The sequence below is a fragment of the Streptomyces dioscori genome, assembly GCF_003024195.1.
GTDB classification, from domain to species: domain Bacteria; phylum Actinomycetota; class Actinomycetes; order Streptomycetales; family Streptomycetaceae; genus Streptomyces; species Streptomyces dioscori.
Genome location: NZ_KZ679039.1, coordinates 74,444 through 94,222, shown reverse-complemented (window position 1 = coordinate 94,222; position 19,779 = coordinate 74,444). Strand labels below are relative to the sequence as shown.

The window sequence follows — 19,779 nt, the reverse complement described above, 5'->3', positions numbered from 1 at the left end:
AGTCACGGGCTGAAGATCTCGCCCTGGAGGTCGCGCTGGGCGTCGTACAGGTTCCGCGGGCGTACCGCGTCCGTCGTCCCGTACAGCTCCAGGCGGGAGTGCAGCGGCCCCGTGAAGTCGGGTACGTCGATCTGGTCGAACTCCGTCACCTCGTTGATGCCGACGGTCGCGCTGTACGGGGCCAGGCCGTCGATTTTCATCAGGCCGGCGCGGCCGTTGGTGACGCGGATGTTCCAGTGGGTGAAGCGGGCTCCGAAGAGGGGCCCCGCGCTGGCGTCCCCGCCGTGGCGGCCGTTGTTGACGACCGTGATGTCGGTACGGACGTTCGCGAAGGGCATGCCGCGATGCGAGTCGAAGGTGCCCATGCGCATGTCCCCGCGCGACCAGACGTTGTACGAGGAAAGACCCTCCACGTTGATGCCGTGGAGCTGGGTGTTCGCGGGGGCGGGGGTCGTGCGCTCCTCGATGGTGAAGCGGTCGACGAGGTTGTCGTGCGAGCCCTCGCGGCAGAAGTACGGGTGGTGCGTGCCGCGCCCCGTGACTCTGGTGTTCCGCAGGGTGCAGGCGGAGGCGGCGACCAGCCCGAAGCCATTGTCCATGTGCCGTACGACGATGTCGTCGGCCCAGCAGTCGTACGCGCACTGGAAGGTGACGCCGTTGAACCCCTTGTCCAGCAGATGCGGGGCCTGCGGGGTCTCGACGGCCTCCAGGGTGAGGCCCTCCACCCCGGATCCGGTCAGCGCCTTCACATGGGTGGTCAGACGCGGGTCCCACTCCGGGCGCACGTCGAGCGGGAGGGGCCGCTCCAGGGTGACCTTTCCGCCCCGCACGCGCGTGATGCGTACGGGCCACTCGTACGGGACGTAACTGGTCAATTTTGTCTTGTCGTTCCAGACGTATGCCTCCGGGCCCGCGCCGTCGCCCGCCATGTGTTCCAGGAGGGTGTGGGCGGGGTCGTCCGCGAGGCGTAGGAGGACCAGGTCTCCGGGGGCGAGTCCGGCCGGGTCCGCGACGGTCACCGTCCAGGAGCCCCGGCGGGCCGGTTGGACCGTGGTCAGCGTCCGCCACTCGTCCCGCTTGTTGCCCGTCCAGCCCTCGAAGGGCCACTCCTTGGCCCGGATGGCGTCCGTCAGGGCGGTGAAGCGGTCCGTGGGGCAGAGCCAGATGAGGCCGCCCGCCCAGGACCAGGACGACTTGTCGCCGCCGTACCGCGACCCGTAGACACCGATCAGCTCGGTGAGGTTCCGGGTCGCGCGGAGTGTCGTACGGGTGCTGCCGGCGCCGCGCAGGACGACGTTCGAGTGGCCGATGTGGATCAGGCCGTCGAGGCGGTAGGTGCCGGGCGGGATGAGTACCGTGCCACCGCCGGCCCTTCCGGCAGCGGCGATGGCACGGTTGATCGCGGGGGCGGAGTCGGCCGAGCCGTCCGCCGTGGCGCCGTACGCGCGGACGTCGGCCACGACGGCGGCGCCGGGGCGGCGGGGGAAGCGCACCGCCCCGGCGCGCCGGCCGGCTCTGCCGATGTACGGGATCTGCGGGTGCGTGTAGGGGGTGCGGGTCAGCTCGCGCCAGAGGGCCGGCACCTGTGCGCGGCTCGGCCGGGGGGCCGCGGCCCCGGCTGCTGTCGCTGCGGCGGTGGCTGTCGCCGGTGCGCCCACCACGGCCACCGCCGCCACGGCTGTCGCGCTGCCGAGCAGGGCCCGTCTGGTGAGGGCCCGCTGGGTGTCCGCCGCGCCACGGTCGCTCATGCCCGAACCGCCTTCCAAGGAGGGGATTCCATGGATGTGAACAACGTTCAGATGTGCGTTGGCGGTGAGCATGACATGGCAGCCGCACGGCGGGAAAGAGTCGTGCAGCGATTGATTGGTACGGACTACCGGCTCAGTCGGTCGGACGCTGAGTCAGGTGGCTGAACGCGTCCAGATTGCGCGTGGACTCGCCGCGCGACACCCGCCAGGCGTACTCCTTGCGGATCGCGGACGCGAAACCGAGCTCCAGGAGGGTGTTGAAACTGCCGTCGGCGGCCTCCAGGACCGAGCCGAGCAGCCGGTCGACCTCGTCGGCGGTGACCGCGGCCAGCGGCAGCTTGCCCGCCACGTAGATGTCACCGAGCGGGTCGACGGCGTACCCCACTCCGTAGAGCTTGAGGTTGCGCTCCAGGAGCCAGCGGTGCACCCCGCCCTCGTTCTCGTCCGGGTGCCGGATGACGAAGGCGTTCAGCGACAGGGAGTGCCTGCCGACGATCAGAGAGACGGTCGTCGACAACTTCCGGGTGCCGGGGAGCTTCACCACGAAGTGGCCGGACTCCGGGCTCTCCCACTCCAGTTCGGCGTCCTTGAGGAACTCCTCGACGGTCCCCGCCGCCCGCTCCGCAGCCATCGTGTCAGCCATGGTGGGAGCGTACGTGACGGCGGTGTTCGTTCATCGCCGCCGTGTAGACGTCGGCCGTGGCCGCCGCCGCCGTGTCCCAGCCGAAGGACTGCGCGTGCCAGGCGGCTGCCGCGCCCATCCGGTCCGGGAGCGCCCGGTTGTCAGCGAAATCGCGCAGTACGCGCGCGTAGTCGACGGGATTGTGGCCGGAGACCAGAAAACCTGTCTCCTTGTGGCGGACCGCGACCGGCAGCCCGCCCACCGCGGCGGCGAGCACCGGCGTTCCGGCCGCCTGCGCCTCTATGGCGACGAGCCCGAACGACTCGCTGTAGGAGGGCATCACCAGCACGGACGCGGCCCGGAACCAGTCCGCGAGCTGCTCCTGATCGACCGGCGGCCGGAAGCACACCACGTCGGCGATGCCCAGCCGGGCGGCGAGTTTCTGCAGGCCCTCGGGCTTGGCGAGACCGCTGCCGCTCGGGCCGCCCACCACGGGGACGACGATGTTCGAGCGCAGCTCGGGCCGCTCGTCCAGGAGGACGGCGACCGCGCGCAGCAGTACGTCGGGTGCCTTCAGGGGCTGGATGCGGCCCGCGAAGAGGGGTATGAGGGCGTCCTGCGGGAGGCCGAGCCGCGCGCGGGCGGCGGCGCGTCCGTCGGCCGGGCGGAAACGGTCGAGGTTCACGCCCGGGTGGACGACCGCGACCTTGTCCTGCTCGGCCTCGTAGTGCCGCACGAGCTCGTCGGCCTCTTCCGCGGTGTTGGCGATGAGCCGGTCGGCGGCGCGGACGATCTGGGTCTCGCCGATGACACGGGCGGCGGGCTCGGGGGTGTCGTCGTCGGCCAAGGCGGCGTTCTTGACCTTCGCCATGGTGTGCATCGCGTGCACGAGGGGGGCGCCCCAGCGCTCGGCGGCCAGCCAGCCGACCTGTCCGGAGAGCCAGTAGTGCGAGTGGACGAGGTCGTAGTACCCGGGGCGGTGGCCGGCCCAGGCCTGCATCACGCCGTGCGTGAAGGCGCACAGCTGGGCGGGCAGGTCCTCCTTGGCGAGGCCTTCGTAGGGACCCGCGTCGACGTGCCGGACCAGGACGCCGGGCGCCAGCTCCACCTTGGGCGGCAGGGCCCCGGTGGTCGCGCGCGTGAAGATCTCGACCTCGATGTTGATCGCGGCGAGGCGCTGGGCCAGCTCCACGATGTAGACGTTCATGCCGCCCGCGTCGCCCGTGCCCGGCTGGTGCAGCGGTGAGGTGTGCACGGAGAGCATCGCCACGCGGCGTGGCCTGCGGTGCAGGCGAAGCCTCGACGAGGCCGCCGGCGAGCGGCGCCCGAGCCTGCTCACGTACTGGCTCACGTGGCCTTCCTCCTTCTACGGACGTGCTGCGGGCATGCCTGCGGCGGGGCGTGGAACGCCCTTCAAGTCCTGAACGCCGGAAGACTCTGCTCCATTTCCTCTTTGCCGAATCATTGCCGTGGGTCGCTCAACCGTTCGAGGGACTGTTGCGTACAACGGGGCCACTCCAGCCCGTCCGAAGTGCCGCACACTCCAGCCCGCCGGGCGGCTCGCGCTCTTCGGCCCGTCCGGCGTTCTTAGCCCGTCCGGCGTTTGCGGACGAGGCCGTTCAGGCCGACCGCGGGGGTCCGGGGGCGGCAGCCCCCGCAAGGCCCACACCGACCCGAAGTTCCCCCGAGCGCGCCGCTTACCCTTGACCCCATGAACGCCCGCGCAGCGAAACCCGTGGGGACGGTGACGCGCGGGACCACCAACCCGAACCGCCTGCGCCGCATGGACCGCTGGATCGCGGCGACCCACGGCGCCGAACTGCGCCGCGCCGACGACCCCGTGGCGGTGGACCTCGGCTACGGCGCGGCCCCCTGGACCGCGGTCGAGCTGCTCCAGCGCCTGCGTACCGCCGCTCCACGCGCGCGCGTGGTGGGCGTCGAGATCGACCCGGCCCGGGTCGCCGCCGCGAAGCCGTACGAACGCGACGGCCTCCGGTTCCGGCACGGCGGCTTCGAGATCCCGCTGCCCGAGCGGCCGTCACTGATCCGCGCGGCGAACGTCCTGCGGCAGTACGAGGAGGCCGAGCTCGCCGCCGTGTGGGCCCGCCTGTGCGCGCGTCTCGCCCCGGCGGGCGCCGGCACGCGCGGCGGGCTCCTCGTCGAGGGCACGTGCGACGAGATCGGCCGCCGGCACGTATGGATCGCGCTCGGCCCCGAGGGTCCGCGGACCGTCACGTTCGCCACCCGACTCGGCTCCCTGGACCGCCCGTCCGACCTGGCCGAACGCCTCCCCAAGGCCCTCATCCACCGCAACGTTCCGGGTGAGCCGGTGCACGCCTTCCTGCACGACTTCGACCGCGCGTGGGCGTCGGCGGCGCCGTACGCCTCGTACGGCGCCCGGCAGCGCTGGATCCGGGCGGTCCGCGATCTCGCGGCGAACTGGCCGGTCGTGGACGGGGTGGCCCGGTGGCGGCAGGGCGAAGTGACCGTGCGGTGGGACGCGTTGGCGCCGCGCGCGTGAACGAGGGACGCCCTCCGACACCCCGCCGTCTTCCCTCTGACAGCCCTCTCGCAGCTCTCTGGCAGCCCTCCGAGAGCCCTCCGGCACGGCGGGAACGATCTCGGTGAGTCATTCGTCACATTGGCGGGGAACGCGAAGGAGATCACCACCGAGTGGGCAGTGAGGGGGAGGGAAGGGGCGGAAGGGAAGCGGGAGTTCTTGCCCGCCTCTGTCGTATTCCGCGCCGACATGGCACGATCCCCGGGGCGTTCCTAAGTTACTGACGGTAAATCAGTTTGGGGGTCGGTTCATGGGGACCGGTGTGCGGAGCGTGACCACGACAGCCATGGCCCTGGCCTGCGCGGCAGTCATACTGGCCGCGCCGGGGGTGGCCTACGCGGCCCCGACGCCGACGCCGAGCCCGGCACCGACCCGGACGCCCGTCCCGACCCCGAGTCCAACACCCGTGAGTACCGCGGACCTTGAAGCGGTCCGCGTGAAGCTGGAGGGGCTGTACCACGACGCGGCGGTCGCCACGGACGCGTACAACCTCGCCGAGGAGCGGACCGAGAAGCAGTCCACGCAGATCGTCGCGCTCGCCCGCGAGATCGTCGAGGGCAAGACCCGGCTGGTCGAGCTGAAGAAGCGCGTGGGCGCCGCCGCCCGCGCCCAGTACCGCGTCGGGGGACTCCCGGACCAGGCCCAGCTGATGCTCAGCGACGATCCGCAGGCATTCCTGGACGGCGCGGGCCGGATCCGCCAGGGCGCACAGGCGACCAAGGGCCTGCTCGCCGAGATGCGGCGCACCCAGGAGGACCTGGAGCAGTACGCGCGCGACGCGTCGGCCCAGTGGACGAAGCTGGAGGCCAACCGCGAGGCGAAGGCCGAGGCCAAGAAGAGGGTCAAGAAGCAGATCGCCGCCGCCGAGAAGCTTGAGTCCCAGCTGGAGAAGGACGAGAAGGAGCGCCTGGCCAAGCTGGAGCAGCAGGCCGCACACGAGGCGCAGACGACCTGGCTGGACTCCGGCATCCTCGACGAGATCGAGGGCACGGCCTCCGCCCAGGGCAAGAAGGCCGTGAAGTACGCGACGGCACAGGTCGGCAAGCCGTACGAGTGGGGCGCCGAGGGACCGAAGACGTTCGACTGCTCCGGACTCACCTCACAGGCGTGGGCCGCCGCCGGACAGGCCATCCCGCGTACCTCGCAGGAGCAGTGGAAGCAGCTCGACCGCGTCGCCGTAGAGGCCATGCGCCCCGGTGACCTCATCATCTACAACTCCGACGCCAGCCATGTCGCGATGTACATCGGCGACGGCGCGATGGTCCACGCACCGCGCCCCGGCCGTACGGTGACGATCGCGGGAGCGGGCTCCATGCCGATACTCGGAGTGGTCCGGCCCGGTCAGTGAGGCCCGCACGGGGGCCCGGGGGCGCGGCTCCCGCCCGCGCCGCCGCCACCGTCAGCGCAGTCACCGTCAGCGCAGCCCCAGTGACCTGCCCCACGTGATACGCGGCACGTTCGGGGCCGGCGCTAAACCGGTGGGGCGTGATGTACGTCATCCCGTACAAGCGCACATCCTGCCCAATTGCGGTACAGGATGCGGCATATGACGGCGGCCGTTTTCCATGCGCGCGGGCTGCCGCCATTCCTATGTGACGGCGCCTGACGCTATGGTCCCCGTCGGTGGATCGAGATCCCTCGACCCACCGTGCCCTCGGGGGGAGGGAAGGAACCCAAGACGATGCCCGTACCCGTACCGCGGCAGAGAGCGATCCCCGCCGTGGAAGGTGGACAGGCTCACGCCGTGTCTCCATCCGGCGGACCGGCACAGGCCGCGCCCGCACCCGGCGCCCTGTCCGGCCAGGAGCCGTCCTCGACGAGGCACGGCACCTCCGGCGACGCCTCTCACGGCGACCACGGCGCCACCGCCGACAACGGTGGCGCGCAGCACGGCGGCATGCAGCACGGCGGCGCTCAACACGGCGGCGCCGCCAACGGCACCGCTCCGCTCACACTGCTCGTGATCGAGGACGATCCGGCCGGCGCGCTGACCGTGCCCGAACTGCGGGACGCGACCGGCAGGCAGATCCGCGTCCGTACCGCCCGCAACCTCACCGAGGCCGAGCGGCTGCTCACCGACGACGTCCAGTGCGTCCTGCTCGACCTCGCGCTGCGGACGCCCGGACCCGCGGCCACGTCCGAGGGGACGGCGGCGGAGGCGGAGCCGGACGACGAGCTGGCCACGCTCAGGCATGTGCTGCGGCTCGCGCCCCGGCACGCCGTCCTCGCGCTGACCCCGGCCGAGGACACCGAGCGCGGCGCGGAAGCCGTACGCGCCGGCGCCCAGGACTATCTCTTCCGCGACGAGCTGGACAGCCGCCTGCTGAGCCGCGCGGTCCGCTACGCGGTGGAGCGCAAACGGTCCGACCGGGCCGAGCGACGGCTGACCGAGTCCAAGCTGCGCGCGCAGGAGAACGCGCGCCTTGAGCGCGGTCTGCTGCCCACCCCGCTCCTGGAGGGCTCCTCGCTGCGGTTCGCCGCGCGCTACCGGCCCGGCCGCTCCCGCGCGCTGCTCGGCGGCGACTTCTACGACACGGTCCGCACCCCCGACGGCACCGTCCACGCCATGATCGGCGACGTCTGCGGGCACGGCCCCGACGAGGCCGCGCTCGGGGTGGAGCTGCGGATCGCCTGGCGGGCGCTGACCCTGGCGGGCCTGTGCGGCGACCGGCTGCTGTCGACGCTCCAGCAGGTCCTGGAGCACGAGCGCGACAGCGACGAGATCTTCGCGACGCTCTGCACGGTGGACATCGCGCCGGACGGCCGCCGCGCGGGCCTGTGCCTGGCGGGCCATCCCGCCCCGCTGATCTCGCGACCGGCCCGCTCCCGTGCCCTGGTGGGCGCCGACGGGATCGACGGGATCGAGGGTGCCCAGGCGCCTCCCGTCGCGGAGCTGCTGCCGTTCGAGAACGGCGGGCCCGCGCTCGGTCTGCTGCCGAACGCGCGGTGGCCGCGCCAGCAGGTGGAGCTGGGCGGCGAGTGGAGTCTGATGCTCTACACGGACGGCCTGATCGAGGGCCGTACCGGTGAGGGCCGGGAGCGGCTCGGCCAGGACGGGATGGTGGACATGGTCCGCCGCCAGCTGGCCGAGGGACTGCGGGGCGAGGAGCTGCTGCGGGCCGCGGTGAACGAGGTGCGGGACCTCAACGGTGGGGAGCTGACGGACGACGTGGCGGTGCTGCTGCTGGACCGCGTGGCGTAGCCCGCGGTTGCGCTGCCGCTACTCGTGAGCCCTCGCGGCCGGCGGATTCATGGAGCGTGCGGTGCCGTGGGGGCTGGTCGCGCAGTTCCCCGCGCCCCTAAAGACAAAAAGCCGGGGCGCAGCCCCGCTTTTCAGGGGCGCGGGGAACTGCGCGGGCGACCCCCACCGGACCCGCACGGGCCCCGGACGCTCAACACGCCGCTCTCGCCCCGGTCAGGGCTCAGCGGCCGCCGTTGTAAGGGCCGTACGGGCCGTCGCTGCTGCTGCCGCCACCCCGGCGGCCACCCCGGCCGCCGCCCGAGACCTGCTGGAGAGCGGGCCTGACGTCCACGAAGAAGACGATCGTGGCGACGAGGAACGCGATCTGCAGGAAGAGCATCGGCACCAGCAGGTTCACGGCCACCGCGAGACCGAGCAGGATCAGCCAGAACATCTTGGTCTGCTTGTTCGCGGCGCGGTAGGCGTCGTCGCGGGCCAGCCCGGCCATGACCAGCGCCACCACCGCGAGTACCAGCATGGCGGTGTAGATCAGCCACATGAGGCCGCCGAATGCCGTCAGGAGCACGTTGCCCACCACCCGTGTCGAGTCCGTCGTCGAGTCCGTCGTCCCTACGCGGTCACCGTACCCGCAGAACGGGCCGGGAACTCCGATAGTGCCCGGAGTGCCCGACCCGTTCTCTTCGCGTACGCGCTCTTCGCGTGCGTGCCCTCCGCGTGCGTGCTCTTCGCGTGCGCGGCCTGCGTTGTACGCGTACTACTTCGCGGGCGGCGTCGACTTCTTGGCCGTGGTGGTGGTTTTGCGGGCGGCCGGGGCCTTCTTCACCGGAGCCTTCTTGGCCGGGGCGGGCCCGGTCTTGGCCTCGGCGGGCGTGGCGATCGTGGCCTCGGCCGGCTCGGGGTTCGGCTCGACGGCGATCGCCAGTTCCTCGATCTCCTCGGCAGCCTCGCCGCGCCAGGTCTTCACGGTCTGCTCGCCGTGCTCGGCGACCTTCTCGTAGGTCTCGCGCGCCTTCACGGCGTACTCGGCGGCGACACCGACACCGCGCAGGGCGAAGTCCTGAGCCGTCTCACCGATCTTCTTCAGGTCGGTGTCCAGCGTGCTGATGAAGCCGTTCACCCGGGTCTGGAGGGTTTCCTGCGCCTCCTTGGCGCGGGCGGTGGCCTTCTCCTGAACGGCGTTCGGGTCGATGCCCCGTACGGCGTCGATACGGGCCGGCGCCTCGGCGCGCAGCTGCTCGACGAGCCCCGGCACCTTCTTGGCCTGCTGGATGGCCAGGTCGGCCGTACCGGCGGCGAAGTAGAGGGGGGTCGGGTCGCTGAGGGTCTTGCGGAGGTCGTCGGTGATGGCCATGGTGATGGTCCTCCCGGAATCACTGTCGCGTGGAGCGTGAGGGTGTGGTCTGTCTGCCTGTCGTTACTCCGTGGCCGACCGGTCGGCCAGCCGGCCCGCACGGGACCGTGCCGGGACCTGCCGTGCCCGGTCGTGATGCCGGGCCGGGTCAGCTCGCGGAGGACTGCTGATCGTGCTGGTCGTGCGGGTGACGCTGGTCGTGCGGGTCCTTCTGTGCGGCGTCGCTGCCGTCGGCGTCGCTGCCGTCGGCCTCGCGGGCCGTGTCGACGACGGTGTCCCCGCCGTCCGTTACGCGCGTGACGGCCGACACGTCCGACATGTTCTCCATGTCATGCGCCAGGTCCGACGCGTCCGGCACGCCTTCCGCGTCCAGGACGTCCAGGACGTCCTCGGCCGCCTTGATCTCGAACCCGTTCTCCTTGCGGAAGGACTCGTAGATCTGGAGCAGCACCTGCTTCTGCCGCTCGGTGAGCGTCGGGTCGGCGAGGATGACCGCACGCGTCTCCACCTCGTCCCGGTCGCGCTCGGCGTCGAGGATCCCGGCACGGACGTACAACGTCTCGGCGGAGATCCGCAGGGCCTTGGCGACCTGCTGCAACACCTCCGCGCTCGGCTTGCGCAGCCCGCGCTCGATCTGGCTCAGATACGGATTGGACACCCCGGCCGCCTCGGCGAGCTGCCGCAGACTCAGCTGCGCGTTGCGCCGCTGGTCCCGCAGATACTCACCAAGATTGCCGACGTTGAGCGATGCCATGCCCCTACCCTGCACCACACGCGCTAACTATTGCAAGCACATGCTTGCAAAAGTGCGCTACGCCACTGCAACCCCTCACCCCGCACCCGCACCCACGCCCGCTCCTCGACGCCCGTACCCACCCCTCGACGCCCAAGGACTGCCCCTGTATGCGACCGGACGACTGGTACCTCAGCGAAGACGAGAACTGGTACCTCACCGAAGATGTCGACGACTTCCTCGCCCGAGCCGGTGGCTTCCTGCGCTCGCGGCCCGGCCTGCACGTCATGCCGCTGACATGGACCGCGCGACTGCGGGCACGCGGAGCGGCGGCCTTCGGCGTCGAGCCGCCGCTCTTCGGACTGCTGGAGCAGGCGGGCGAGGTCCGCGCCGCCTTCTACCGGCTCCCGTCCCGCGCGCTGGTCCCCACCCCGCTCACCCCCGAGCAGGCCGACGGCCTCGCCGCCCACCTGGCCGCGCTCGGGCACTCCCTCCCCGCCGTCAGCGCGGACGACGGCACCGCCGCCCTCTTCGCCAAGGCCTGGCAGCGGCACACGGGCGCGACACCGACACTCCGTGACACCCGGCTGGGGCTGTACCGCCTCGGCACGCTCACCCCGCCCGATCCGCACCCGGCGGGCCGGAGCCGGCTGCTGGGCGAGCAGGACCTCGACCAGGCCATCCACTGGTGCGGCGAGTTCGCCAGGGCCACCGGCGAGGACGTCTCCATCGACGCCGGATCCTGGGCCGGCACCCGCTACGCCGACAAGACCTACACGCTCTGGGAGACCCCGGACGGCACACCCGTCTCCGTCGCGGGCATGAACCCCGTGATCGGCGGCCAGGTGCAGGTGGACGTCGTCCACACCCCGGCCCACCTGCGCGGTCACGGGTACGCGGGCGCCGTCACGGCCGCGGTGAGCCGGGCCGCGCTCGCCGCGGGCGCGAAGGAGGTCGTCCTGTTCACGGACTTGGCGAACCCCACCAGCAACGCCCTCTACCAGCGCCTCGGCTACCGCCTGCTCACCCACTGGGCGGGCTACGACTTCACACACGCGCGAAAGACCGAGTGACCGCGGGTGTTCCGGCGGGGCGCGGCGGATTCCCACCGCCCAGCCCCGCCGTGCCCGCCCAGCCCAGCCCCGCCGGCACACTCAGGCCGCCCCCTGCCGACCCTGTCCGTTACCTTGCCTTGCCTTGCCTTGCGCCCTACCTGGCGAGTTCCGCCGGCTCGTCCAGCCGTGTCAGCTTGTGCGGGTTCCGGACCACGTAGATCCGGGTGACCCGCCCGTCCTCCACGACGAGGCTCACCGCGGCCGACTCACCGCCGAACTCGATGCGTACCGCGGGTGCGCCGTTGAGCCACACGGCCGTCGTCCCGGCCACCGCCGCCACCTGACTCACGCGCGCGAGCAGCACCGACACCGGTTCGACCCCGTGGACCGGAGCCGGCGCGGCGGGCACCAGGCCACCCCCGTCAGCGACCAGCACCACGTCCGGCGCCATGACCTCCATCAGCTCCCGCAACCGCCCGGTGCGCAGCGCGAGCAGGAACCGTTCCACGACGGCCTGCTGCTCGGACGGGCTCACCCGGACCCGCGGGCGCCGGGCGGCCACATGCTCACGGGCCCGCCGTGCGACCTGCCGCACCGTGGCCGCCGACTTCCCGATGGCCTCGCCGATCTCGCCGTACGGCATCTCGAAGACCTCGCGGAGCACGAACACCGCCCGTTCCGTGGGCCCGAGCGTCTCCAGGACGGTCAGCATCGCGATCGACACGCTCTCCGCGAGTTCGACGTCCTCGGCGACATCGGGGCTGGTCAGCAGCGGTTCCGGCAGCCACTCACCCACGTACTCCTCCCGGCTGCGCGACACCGTCCGCAGCCGGTTGAGTCCCTGCCGTGTGACGACCCGGACGAGGTACGCCCTCGGGTCATGTATCCGCGACCGGTCGACGTCAGCCCACCGCAGCCAGGACTCCTGCAGTACGTCCTCGGCGTCGGCCGCCGACCCGAGCATCTCGTAGGCCACCGTGAACAGCAGGGCGCGATGGACGACGAACGGATCGGCGTCGCCGGTCATGCCCTCGACACCGCGCCGGACCCGGTGGCCGTCGACGCCACGCCGGACTCGGCGGGAAGCACGTCCGGCCGTGTGTCCGTCCTCGCAACCGGCCGTGTGTCCGTCCTCGCAACCGGCCGCGCGGACAGCGGGATGCCGCACGCGTCGGAGAAGCCCTGCGAGCTGATCCCGTGCGCCGCGTTGTTCCTGGTCGCCAGGTTGGCGAAGGCGACGGACGCGGTCAGCTCGACCATGGCCGCCTCGCCGAGCCGGTCGAGCAGACTCGCGTACTGCTCGTCGGTGACGGTCGGCGGGGTGTGCGTCATGGCCTCGGCGTACTCCAGCACGTCACGCTCCAGCGGCGTGAACACCTCCGACTCCCGCCAGCGCGGCACCTGGCTCGCCTTGGTGAGGTCCAGGTCCTTGTTCAGCGCCTGGAAGTAGTTGATGTCGAGGCACCAGCCGCAGCCGACCAGCGACGCGACCGCCATGTGCGCGTACGTCTTGAGACCCTCGTCGGCCCTGTCCCATTCGTTGACCTTGCCGCCCATCTCCGAGGAGTCCCGGGCGACCGCGGGGTGGTGCGCGGTCACCGCGAAGGGCTCGGGGACCGCGCCGAACTGCTTGATCAGCTCTTCCTCGACCTCGGCGGGGAGTTCCGCCTTCGTGATGCGAAGTGCCATGGTGTCTTGTCCTCCTCGGACGTCTGCCGTTCCAATCCGGCGTGAAGCCGGTTCGGCGTGAAGCGTGAAGCGTGAACGGCATGAAGACACCGGCGGGCCCGGGAACGTGACATCGTCCCGGACCGGGCCGTCGGCTACCAGATGATGATCCCGCCCCCGATGTCCGCCGCCCGCCGGGCCGCGGCCACGATGTTGTCCAGGCCGCGGCTCACCTCGGCCCTGTGATCGGCGATGCGGTCGGCCCTGTGGTCGGCGATGTGGTCGGCAATGTGGTCGGCGATCTGCGCCAACCGCGTACGGACAAGAGCGCATTCGGCGAGGAAGGCGGGCACCTCGTCCGGTGCCACGGTGAGGTCCTCGGTGGCCAGCCGCGGAAGGAACCGCGCGCCCAGCGAGCGGACCGGCTCCGACCCCCACACCTCGGTGCGCCAGTCCTCCCGGCCCGCCGCGTCGGAGCATCCGGGCGGAACGTCCAGCACCTCGATGCCGCCCTCCGCGCGAGGCACGTACACATCGACCGACAGACTCATGACAAGGAGTCGACCACGGAGGGGTGCCGGCGGTCCACCGTGCACCGGTCACGGCTCGACAAAAGAGCCTGCGCGACAACAGATTCATTTGGCGCCATTGCCTGGACGCGCGAATTCCCATAACATTTCCGTCGTGACTGCCGGGTCGGCCATTGGCCAGAAAACAGTAGGGTTCCCGGCCTCCGAGTGAGGCCCGGGCGGGCCAGAGGGCCGCCCCCACCACGTACGCGCACTTGGTGCTGCACCACGTTGCCGCCGAGTGTGCTTTCGCGCGCGTAGTCCCACGTCTCACCGCGCGCCATCACCCTCCCTCACCGCATCCGCGGCGCGTTCCGCTGCGCCCATTCACCGCGGGTTCGCGGGTTCCACCGTGCGCGGTGTCGCAATTCGCCCCGCGGCGATTCCCCATGCCTTTTTCCGGAGTGAACCAACGGAATGAGCCACCCGAATGATCCACCGGAATGAATCCAGTAGAGAGAAAAGAATGCCCAACGACTTCAACCAGCAGATCATCGAGGAATTCCGCGCCAACGCCGGGGAGGTCGGCGGTCCCTTCGAGGGCGCCCGGCTGATCCTCCTGACCACCACGGGAGCCCGTTCCGGTCAGCGGCACACCACCCCGGTCGCCTATTACGCCGACGGAGACGGAGACGTGCTGGTCATCGCCTCGGCCGCCGGCGCTCCGAAGCATCCGGACTGGTTCCACAACCTGGTCGCGCATCCGCAGGTCACCGTCGAGAGCGGGGTGTTCACGTACGAGGCCACGGCCGAGGTCCTGGCGGGCGCCGCGCGTGACGAGGCGTTCGCCCGGGCGGTCGAGGCCGACTCCGGCTGGGCCGACTACCAGGCCAGGACCAGCCGGGTGATCCCGGTGGTCGTCCTCCACGAGGTCCCGAGCGACGGCCCGCCGAACGTCGGCGCCTCCTCGATGGGCCAGTACGTGCAGCTGATCCACGACGCCTTCCGGCGCGAACTCGCCCTGATCCGCAAGGAGATCGGCAACGCGGGTCCCACGCTCGGCGCCCAGCTCCGTATCAACTGTCTGACGTTCTGCCAGGGCCTGCACAACCACCACACCGGCGAGGACATCGCCATGTTCCCGTTCCTGGCCGACAGCCACCCGGAGCTAGCCCCGGTCCTCGACCGCCTGCGCGAGGAACACGAGCGGATCGCCGAACTGACGGCGGAGCTGAAACGGGTCATCGGCGCGGACCCGGCGGGTCCGGGCGACCCCCGGCACGTACGCGAGGAGGTCGAGCGCCTCACCGCGGCGCTGGAGGCGCATCTGACGTACGAGGAGGAACAGTTGATCCCCGTACTGGACGCGCCCACAGGGTCGGCGGGGCCGGACCACTAGACCACCGCGTGCCGCCCCTCACTCGCATCACTCGCATCACTCGAACGGCAGTGGCCGCGCGTGCACGACGTCCAGCCTGGACACGGCCCGCGTCAGGACGACGTACAACCGGCGCAGCCCCCGCCCCCCACCGGCCCCTTCCCCTGTTCCTGCTCCCACCCCTGTTCCTGTCCCGTGGTCCTCCGCGATCGCGGCCGGTTCCACGGCGACCACGTGGTCGTATTCGAGCCCCTTCGCGACACCGGCCCCCAACACCGTGACTCTGGCGTTCAGTTGGTCCACCTCGGCGGCCTCGATCCCGGCGGCAGCGAGCGACTCCCGCACCCGTACGACGTCCGGGTCGGCGGTGATGACCCCGACGGACCCCTCGTGGGTGAGCGCGCGGCGGACGCACTCCGCCGTCTCCCGCAGCACGTCCGAGGGGTTCGTCGGGCGGATCCGCAGCTCGCCGTCCTTGCGCAGGGAGCGCCCCGGTGGCACCCCCACGTCCAGTTCGGCCAGCACGCGGTTCGCCAGTTCGACCACCGCCTCGGGCACCCGGAAACCGGTGGTCAAGGGCACGACCGACGTCTCGGGCTTCCCCAGGTGCGCGAGCAGTTCGGCCCACTCCCGCGCGGCCCACGGTGTGGTCCCCTGGGCGAGGTCACCGAGGACCGTGACCGATCCGAAGGCGGCCCTCCGGCCGATCGCCCGGCACTCCATGGGCGACAGGTCCTGGGCCTCGTCGACGACCAAGTGGCTGTAGCCGTCGGGGTGTTCGATCAGGCCCGCGACCTCGTCGAGCAGGACCAGATCGGCCGCGGACCAGCGGGCGGACTTCCACGACCTCGGCGGTCGGGCCCACAGGACCGTCTTCTGCTCGTCCGCGTCCAGCACCCCGTCCGCCGCGGCGGCCAGCGCGTGCGGATCGCCGAGCAGTTCCGCGACGACCTCCTCCGCCCTCACCTTGGGCCACACCGAATCCACGTACGCGCCGATGGGCCGCGCCCGGGAGATCTTCCGCAGCCAGGCGTTGGGCTGGGGCCCGGCCCGCCGTTCGGCCTGCGCCTGTACGTTCCGCACGACCCGGGTCCGTACGCGCTCGCGTCCGACGGCGTACGGCGGCTCCTCGGCCCGTACCTCCGCCACGATCCGCGCGAGCGTGCCGGCGGACACCCGCCAGCGGTACGTACCGTCGGGCACGGCGAGGTCGCCAAGACCCTCGGCACCCGCCGGATCCACCCGGGAGTACAGGGCACGCCGCAACACCTCGGCCATGCGGGCGTCGTGCTTGACGACGGCGGTGCTCTCGTCGTCCTCGCCCGCGACCGGATGCCGGCCGATCTCGTCCCCGATCGTCGACTGCCGCACACCGGTCTCGCCGAGCGCGGGCAGTACCTCCGCGATGTAGGAGAGGAAGGTGGGGTTCGGCCCGAGGATCAGCAGTCCACCGCGCCGGATGCGCTGTGGATGGGTGTAGAGGAGGTACGCGGCCCGGTGCAGCCCCACAGCCGTCTTGCCGGTGCCGGGCGCGCCCTGCACACAGACGGACACGGCGAGACCGGCCCGTACGAGGTCGTCCTGGTCCGGCTGGATGGTCGCCGCGATGTCCCGCATGGGGCCGACGCGGGGGCGCTCGATCTCGCTCGTGAGGATGCGGCTGCCGCTCTCCTGGCCGGGTGCTTCCGGGCGGGCATCGTCGAGGTGCTCGTCCTCAAGTCCCGTGAGGTCGGCCGAATCCCCCAGGCTGCCCGGCGCCCAGCCGAACCGCCGCCGTACGTCCACACCTTGTGGAGAGCGAGCACTCGCCTGGTAGAAGGCGCGGGAGACGGGGGCCCGCCAGTCGACGACGAGGGGCGGGGCCGCGGGGTGCTCGCTGATCCGGCGGCGCCCGATGTGGTAGCTCTGCCCGGCGTGGTCGCCGGCCGCCGGGTCCGTCCGGTGGTCCAACCGGCCGAAGAAGAGCGGCCCTTGGGGCAGTTCGCGCATCTCCTTCGCCCGGCTCCGGAGCGCGTACCCGAGCACTTCGGCATCGGCGCCGGACGCGGACACGTCCTCTCCGGTGACGACGTGTTCCTGGGCGCCGTCGACCATGGCGGCGAGGGCGGCACGGCAGAGGTCGTGGTAGCCACGCTCTTGGCGGAGGGCGGCGGCGAGGGTGCGATCGGGGTCGGCTGACGTCATTCGGTCAAGGGTAACCGAATAACGTAACCGAGTTACGTTCTTTACTCCATCTCGTAGGCCGGGAGTCCCGCAGCCAGCCTCGCGAAGGCGGACTCCGCTGCGACGACGGCATCCCGCCGCACCTTCGCGATGTCCTCGCCCCTGGCGATCCGCCGCCAGTTGTCCATCGCGAGGATCCGCTGGACGGCGACTATCTGCCCGGCGGCGAGCCGCGCCTCCAGGTCGCCGCCGAGGGCTGCGGCCAGCGCGGCCTCGGAACGCTCCAGATACTCGTACAGCCGGGCCACGAGCGACGGGGTTCCATACAGCAGCCGGTGGAAGGCGAGCACCTGGGGATCGCCGTTCACCCCGGTCACGGGGTCGCTCCGCTCGATCCCGGCCAGGAAGTGCAGCCGCAGGGCGTCCGTCGCGGACTGCCCGGGCCGCCGTTCCCCGACCACCCGCGCGGCCTCGGACCGATGATCGGCGAACCGATGCAGGACGAGGTCCTCCTTGGAGGAGAAGTACCGGAAGAGGGTCGGCTTGGAGATCTCGGCCGCGGCGGCGACCTCCGCGACGGAGACCCGCTCGAACCCCTTCTCCAGGAAGAGGGAGATGGCGATGTCGGAGACGTCCTGGTACATCCGCAGCTTCTTGCGCTCACGCAGCCCCATGGCGCCCTGGGGGCCCACCGTGTCTCTCACCCCGGACGCACCGCTCGCATCAGCCGCGCCCCACGCACCCGTCTCGCCCATGCCCCGAGCCTACGCAGTTTCCGGACTCGCGCCCTCCCCTTGAACGGAACCAGTCCTGAGGCCGAGGACCGCACCGACCCCACGGCCGGCCGCTTCCCGCTGGAGCAGCGGGGCGTACGAGCCGAGTACGGCCTCCGCCCCGGCCGCGCGCAACCGCCCCCGCTTCTCGGGGTTCCGGCCGTACCCGATGAAGCCCACACCGGCGCGTCCGGCAGCCTCGACATCCGTACTGGTGTCGCCGATCATGACCGCGTCCTCGGGACGGAGCTTCAGGCCTTGCAGGGCGCGGAACACGACGTCGGGGTCGGGCTTCATACGGCCGGGGTCGGCGGTCCGGCCTTCGATGACGGCGAAGTGGTGGAGCAGACCCTCCTGGCCGAGGTACGCCTCGGCGGCCAGGGGCGAGTTGTTGGTGACCACGGCCAGTCGTGTGCGCCGCCACGACAGGAGGTCGAGCAGGGTGTCGGCGTCCGGCGTGGGCCAGGCCGTCCGCGCGGCCTCCACCTCACCTGCCTCCACCAGCGCTTCGAGGGTGGACAACAGGCCGGGCAGCGACCGGTTCCGCCCCGCCCGGTGCACCGCCCTCAGCACGACGTGCGGGTCCTTGGTGTCGCGTTCCTGCGGCGTCAGCACGTCTCCGGCGCCGAACTCTTCCGTCTTACGCCGGAGTCGGTCGGCGACCGGCCTGGACCGGCCCTCGGGGAACAGCCGGCAGATCGGGCCGTCAAAATCGAAGAGCACACACCGCGCGTCCGCGAGCAGTCTCCGGGCGGCCCTGGCACCAGTGTCCTCGACGAGGCCCTCGATGTCGGCAGCCATACCGTTCCCCTCGCTTCACCGTCGTGCTGATCAATGCGTAGTGCCGTCCTCGGCGTGCCACTTCAGGAGCGCCTCGCTCACCTCCTGTATGTCCGGCACCTTCTCCGTGAGGCCGAGTGGTTCGCGGGCCCTGCGGAGGGCGCGGGCCACTCGCTCGGCCGCCTCGGTGAGGTCCGCCTCGCCGGGGTGGCCGGGCAGGGCCAGTGCCGCACGCATCACATCGGGGAACACCGACTGCGCGTACTCGAAGCCGAGATAGACGGGCAGGTCCGCGTCCATGCCGTCGGTCATGTCCTCATGGCCGGCGCGCCGCATGGCGTCCGTCCACATGAGGGTCATCAGGTCCTGTTCCGTCTTGTCGTAGTTCATCCGCACGAGGTGGGTGGCGAGGTCGTGCAACGGGTCGCCGTACAGGGCGAGTTCCCAGTCGATGACTGACAGGTGCTCGGCCTCGGGGCCGGACACGACGACCACATTGGCCCGGTGGACGTCCGTGTGGAGCAAGGAGAACGGGCGCTCGGTCAGCCTCGGCACCGCGTTCATGAAGCGGTCCACCGCGTCGGACGGAATGCCCACCGCGTCGAAGAGCCGACCAAAACGCGGCCGATTGGACTGATGTACGTCCTGCTCGGCGAACCGGGCCAGCCAGGCGAGGAAGCCCCGGCTGTCCCCTTCGCGGGGCCAGTCCTCCGGCAGCGGGGGCAGCTCACCCGCGGGCACCCCGGCGAGGCCGGCGAAGAACTCCGCGAGCTCCAGCAACCGGGCGCTGCCGAGCTGTCCCGTGGGGTTCTCGTCGGCCAGCGCCCGCCCGTCGAGATAGCCGTGCAGCGACCAGGTGTCGAAGTCGGCCAGACAGCGGGGAACGTCACCCACATGCGCCGCGACCGCCCGCAGCACCTCCGACTCGCGCCGCCAGATACGCGGTACGACCTCCACGGTCGGCAGGGGCGTACGGAACTTGGCGAGGACCTTCCCGGACTCCGCGCCCAGCAGGAATGCCAGCGGCTGTCGCAGGTGGGCGATGCGGTTGGTGTTGTGGTGGCCGGAAACCACCAGCCCGTCGCGACCACCGCGGCGCGCCTCCGCGAACAGGCGAACCAGTGACTGGCGCGCTCCACGGGGCTGAGGGGAGAACATGCGCGCAAAGAATAGTGACTGGAGTGACTGCTTTCACCTCGTGTCGCCATTTGGACAGCCTCCGATCACTGTCGGTGAA

The 19,779-nt window shown here is 71.4% G+C and carries 18 protein-coding genes; 5 read left to right on the top strand and 13 right to left on the bottom strand.

Features of this window, described 5'->3' with window-relative positions; genetic code table 11:
* Positions 1 to 2: 2 nt before the first annotated feature.
* The 3 genes from C6Y14_RS05060 to mshA form a co-directional block, all read right to left on the bottom strand.
* Positions 3 to 1,748 (bottom strand): glycosyl hydrolase family 28-related protein, encoded by a 1,746-nt coding sequence (locus tag C6Y14_RS05060; RefSeq protein WP_107015290.1) that lies wholly within the window; start codon positions 1,746 to 1,748, stop codon positions 3 to 5.
* Between the two features lie 133 nt (positions 1,749 to 1,881).
* Positions 1,882 to 2,391, bottom strand: coding sequence for a type III secretion system chaperone family protein (locus C6Y14_RS05055; protein ID WP_107015289.1), 510 nt, complete (start codon positions 2,389 to 2,391; stop codon positions 1,882 to 1,884).
* Positions 2,384 to 3,721, bottom strand: coding sequence for a D-inositol-3-phosphate glycosyltransferase (mshA, locus tag C6Y14_RS05050; protein WP_107015288.1), 1,338 nt, complete (start codon positions 3,719 to 3,721; stop codon positions 2,384 to 2,386). The genes C6Y14_RS05055 and mshA overlap by 8 nt, the downstream gene beginning before the upstream one ends.
* Positions 3,722 to 4,081: 360 nt before the next feature.
* Here mshA and C6Y14_RS05045 point away from each other — a divergent pair, with 360 nt between their 5' ends.
* From C6Y14_RS05045 to C6Y14_RS05035, 3 genes are all read left to right on the top strand, one after another.
* Complete coding sequence (locus tag C6Y14_RS05045; protein ID WP_107015287.1) at positions 4,082 to 4,891, top strand: class I SAM-dependent methyltransferase; 810 nt, start codon at positions 4,082 to 4,084, stop codon at positions 4,889 to 4,891.
* Positions 4,892 to 5,180: 289 nt separating this feature from the next.
* Positions 5,181 to 6,278, top strand: coding sequence for a C40 family peptidase (locus C6Y14_RS05040; protein WP_107015286.1), 1,098 nt, complete (start codon positions 5,181 to 5,183; stop codon positions 6,276 to 6,278).
* A 372-nt stretch (positions 6,279 to 6,650) separates the two neighbouring features.
* Entirely contained in the window at positions 6,651 to 8,132 is a 1,482-nt protein-coding gene (locus C6Y14_RS05035; protein ID WP_404828729.1) for a PP2C family protein-serine/threonine phosphatase, read from the top strand.
* A gap of 220 nt (positions 8,133 to 8,352) precedes the next feature.
* Here C6Y14_RS05035 and C6Y14_RS05030 read toward each other — a convergent pair whose 3' ends face one another.
* From C6Y14_RS05030 to C6Y14_RS05020, 3 genes are all read right to left on the bottom strand, one after another.
* Positions 8,353 to 8,697, bottom strand: a complete 345-nt coding sequence (locus C6Y14_RS05030) for a DUF2516 family protein (RefSeq protein ID WP_107015800.1) — start codon at positions 8,695 to 8,697, stop codon at positions 8,353 to 8,355.
* A 189-nt stretch (positions 8,698 to 8,886) separates the two neighbouring features.
* Entirely contained in the window at positions 8,887 to 9,483 is a 597-nt protein-coding gene (locus C6Y14_RS05025) for a hypothetical protein (protein WP_107015284.1), read from the bottom strand.
* A 148-nt stretch (positions 9,484 to 9,631) separates the two neighbouring features.
* Positions 9,632 to 10,237 (bottom strand): helix-turn-helix domain-containing protein, encoded by a 606-nt coding sequence (locus tag C6Y14_RS05020; RefSeq protein ID WP_107015283.1) that lies wholly within the window; start codon positions 10,235 to 10,237, stop codon positions 9,632 to 9,634.
* Positions 10,238 to 10,386: 149 nt separating this feature from the next.
* On the opposite strand from C6Y14_RS05020, the gene C6Y14_RS05015 reads away from it, so the two are divergent.
* Entirely contained in the window at positions 10,387 to 11,289 is a 903-nt protein-coding gene (locus C6Y14_RS05015) for a GNAT family N-acetyltransferase (RefSeq protein ID WP_107015282.1), read from the top strand.
* 136 nt (positions 11,290 to 11,425) lie between these two features.
* Here C6Y14_RS05015 and sigJ read toward each other — a convergent pair whose 3' ends face one another.
* The 3 genes from sigJ to C6Y14_RS05000 form a co-directional block, all read right to left on the bottom strand.
* A complete protein-coding gene (gene sigJ, locus C6Y14_RS05010; RefSeq protein WP_107015281.1) occupies positions 11,426 to 12,298 on the bottom strand; it encodes an RNA polymerase sigma factor SigJ in 873 nt (290 codons plus the stop codon).
* On the bottom strand, positions 12,295 to 12,960 hold the full coding sequence (locus C6Y14_RS05005) for a carboxymuconolactone decarboxylase family protein (RefSeq protein ID WP_225890912.1): 666 nt from the start codon (positions 12,958 to 12,960) through the stop codon (positions 12,295 to 12,297). Before C6Y14_RS05005 ends, sigJ begins: the two co-directional genes overlap by 4 nt.
* Positions 12,961 to 13,094: 134 nt before the next feature.
* Complete coding sequence (locus C6Y14_RS05000; protein WP_107015280.1) at positions 13,095 to 13,490, bottom strand: hypothetical protein; 396 nt, start codon at positions 13,488 to 13,490, stop codon at positions 13,095 to 13,097.
* A gap of 484 nt (positions 13,491 to 13,974) precedes the next feature.
* Between C6Y14_RS05000 and C6Y14_RS04995 the strand changes: the two genes are divergently transcribed.
* Entirely contained in the window at positions 13,975 to 14,847 is an 873-nt protein-coding gene (locus C6Y14_RS04995; protein WP_107015279.1) for a nitroreductase/quinone reductase family protein, read from the top strand.
* 36 nt (positions 14,848 to 14,883) lie between these two features.
* Here C6Y14_RS04995 and C6Y14_RS04990 read toward each other — a convergent pair whose 3' ends face one another.
* From C6Y14_RS04990 to C6Y14_RS04975, 4 genes are all read right to left on the bottom strand, one after another.
* A complete protein-coding gene (locus C6Y14_RS04990; protein WP_107015278.1) occupies positions 14,884 to 17,010 on the bottom strand; it encodes a HelD family protein in 2,127 nt (708 codons plus the stop codon).
* Between the two features lie 41 nt (positions 17,011 to 17,051).
* The gene (locus tag C6Y14_RS04985) at positions 17,052 to 17,663 is read right to left on the bottom strand and encodes a TetR/AcrR family transcriptional regulator (protein ID WP_107015277.1); all 612 of its coding nucleotides are present in this window, start codon (positions 17,661 to 17,663) and stop codon (positions 17,052 to 17,054) included.
* Positions 17,664 to 17,753: 90 nt separating this feature from the next.
* Complete coding sequence (locus C6Y14_RS04980; RefSeq protein WP_107015276.1) at positions 17,754 to 18,563, bottom strand: HAD family hydrolase; 810 nt, start codon at positions 18,561 to 18,563, stop codon at positions 17,754 to 17,756.
* A 30-nt stretch (positions 18,564 to 18,593) separates the two neighbouring features.
* Positions 18,594 to 19,700, bottom strand: coding sequence for a phosphotransferase family protein (locus C6Y14_RS04975; RefSeq protein WP_107015275.1), 1,107 nt, complete (start codon positions 19,698 to 19,700; stop codon positions 18,594 to 18,596).
* Positions 19,701 to 19,779 lie beyond the last annotated feature (79 nt).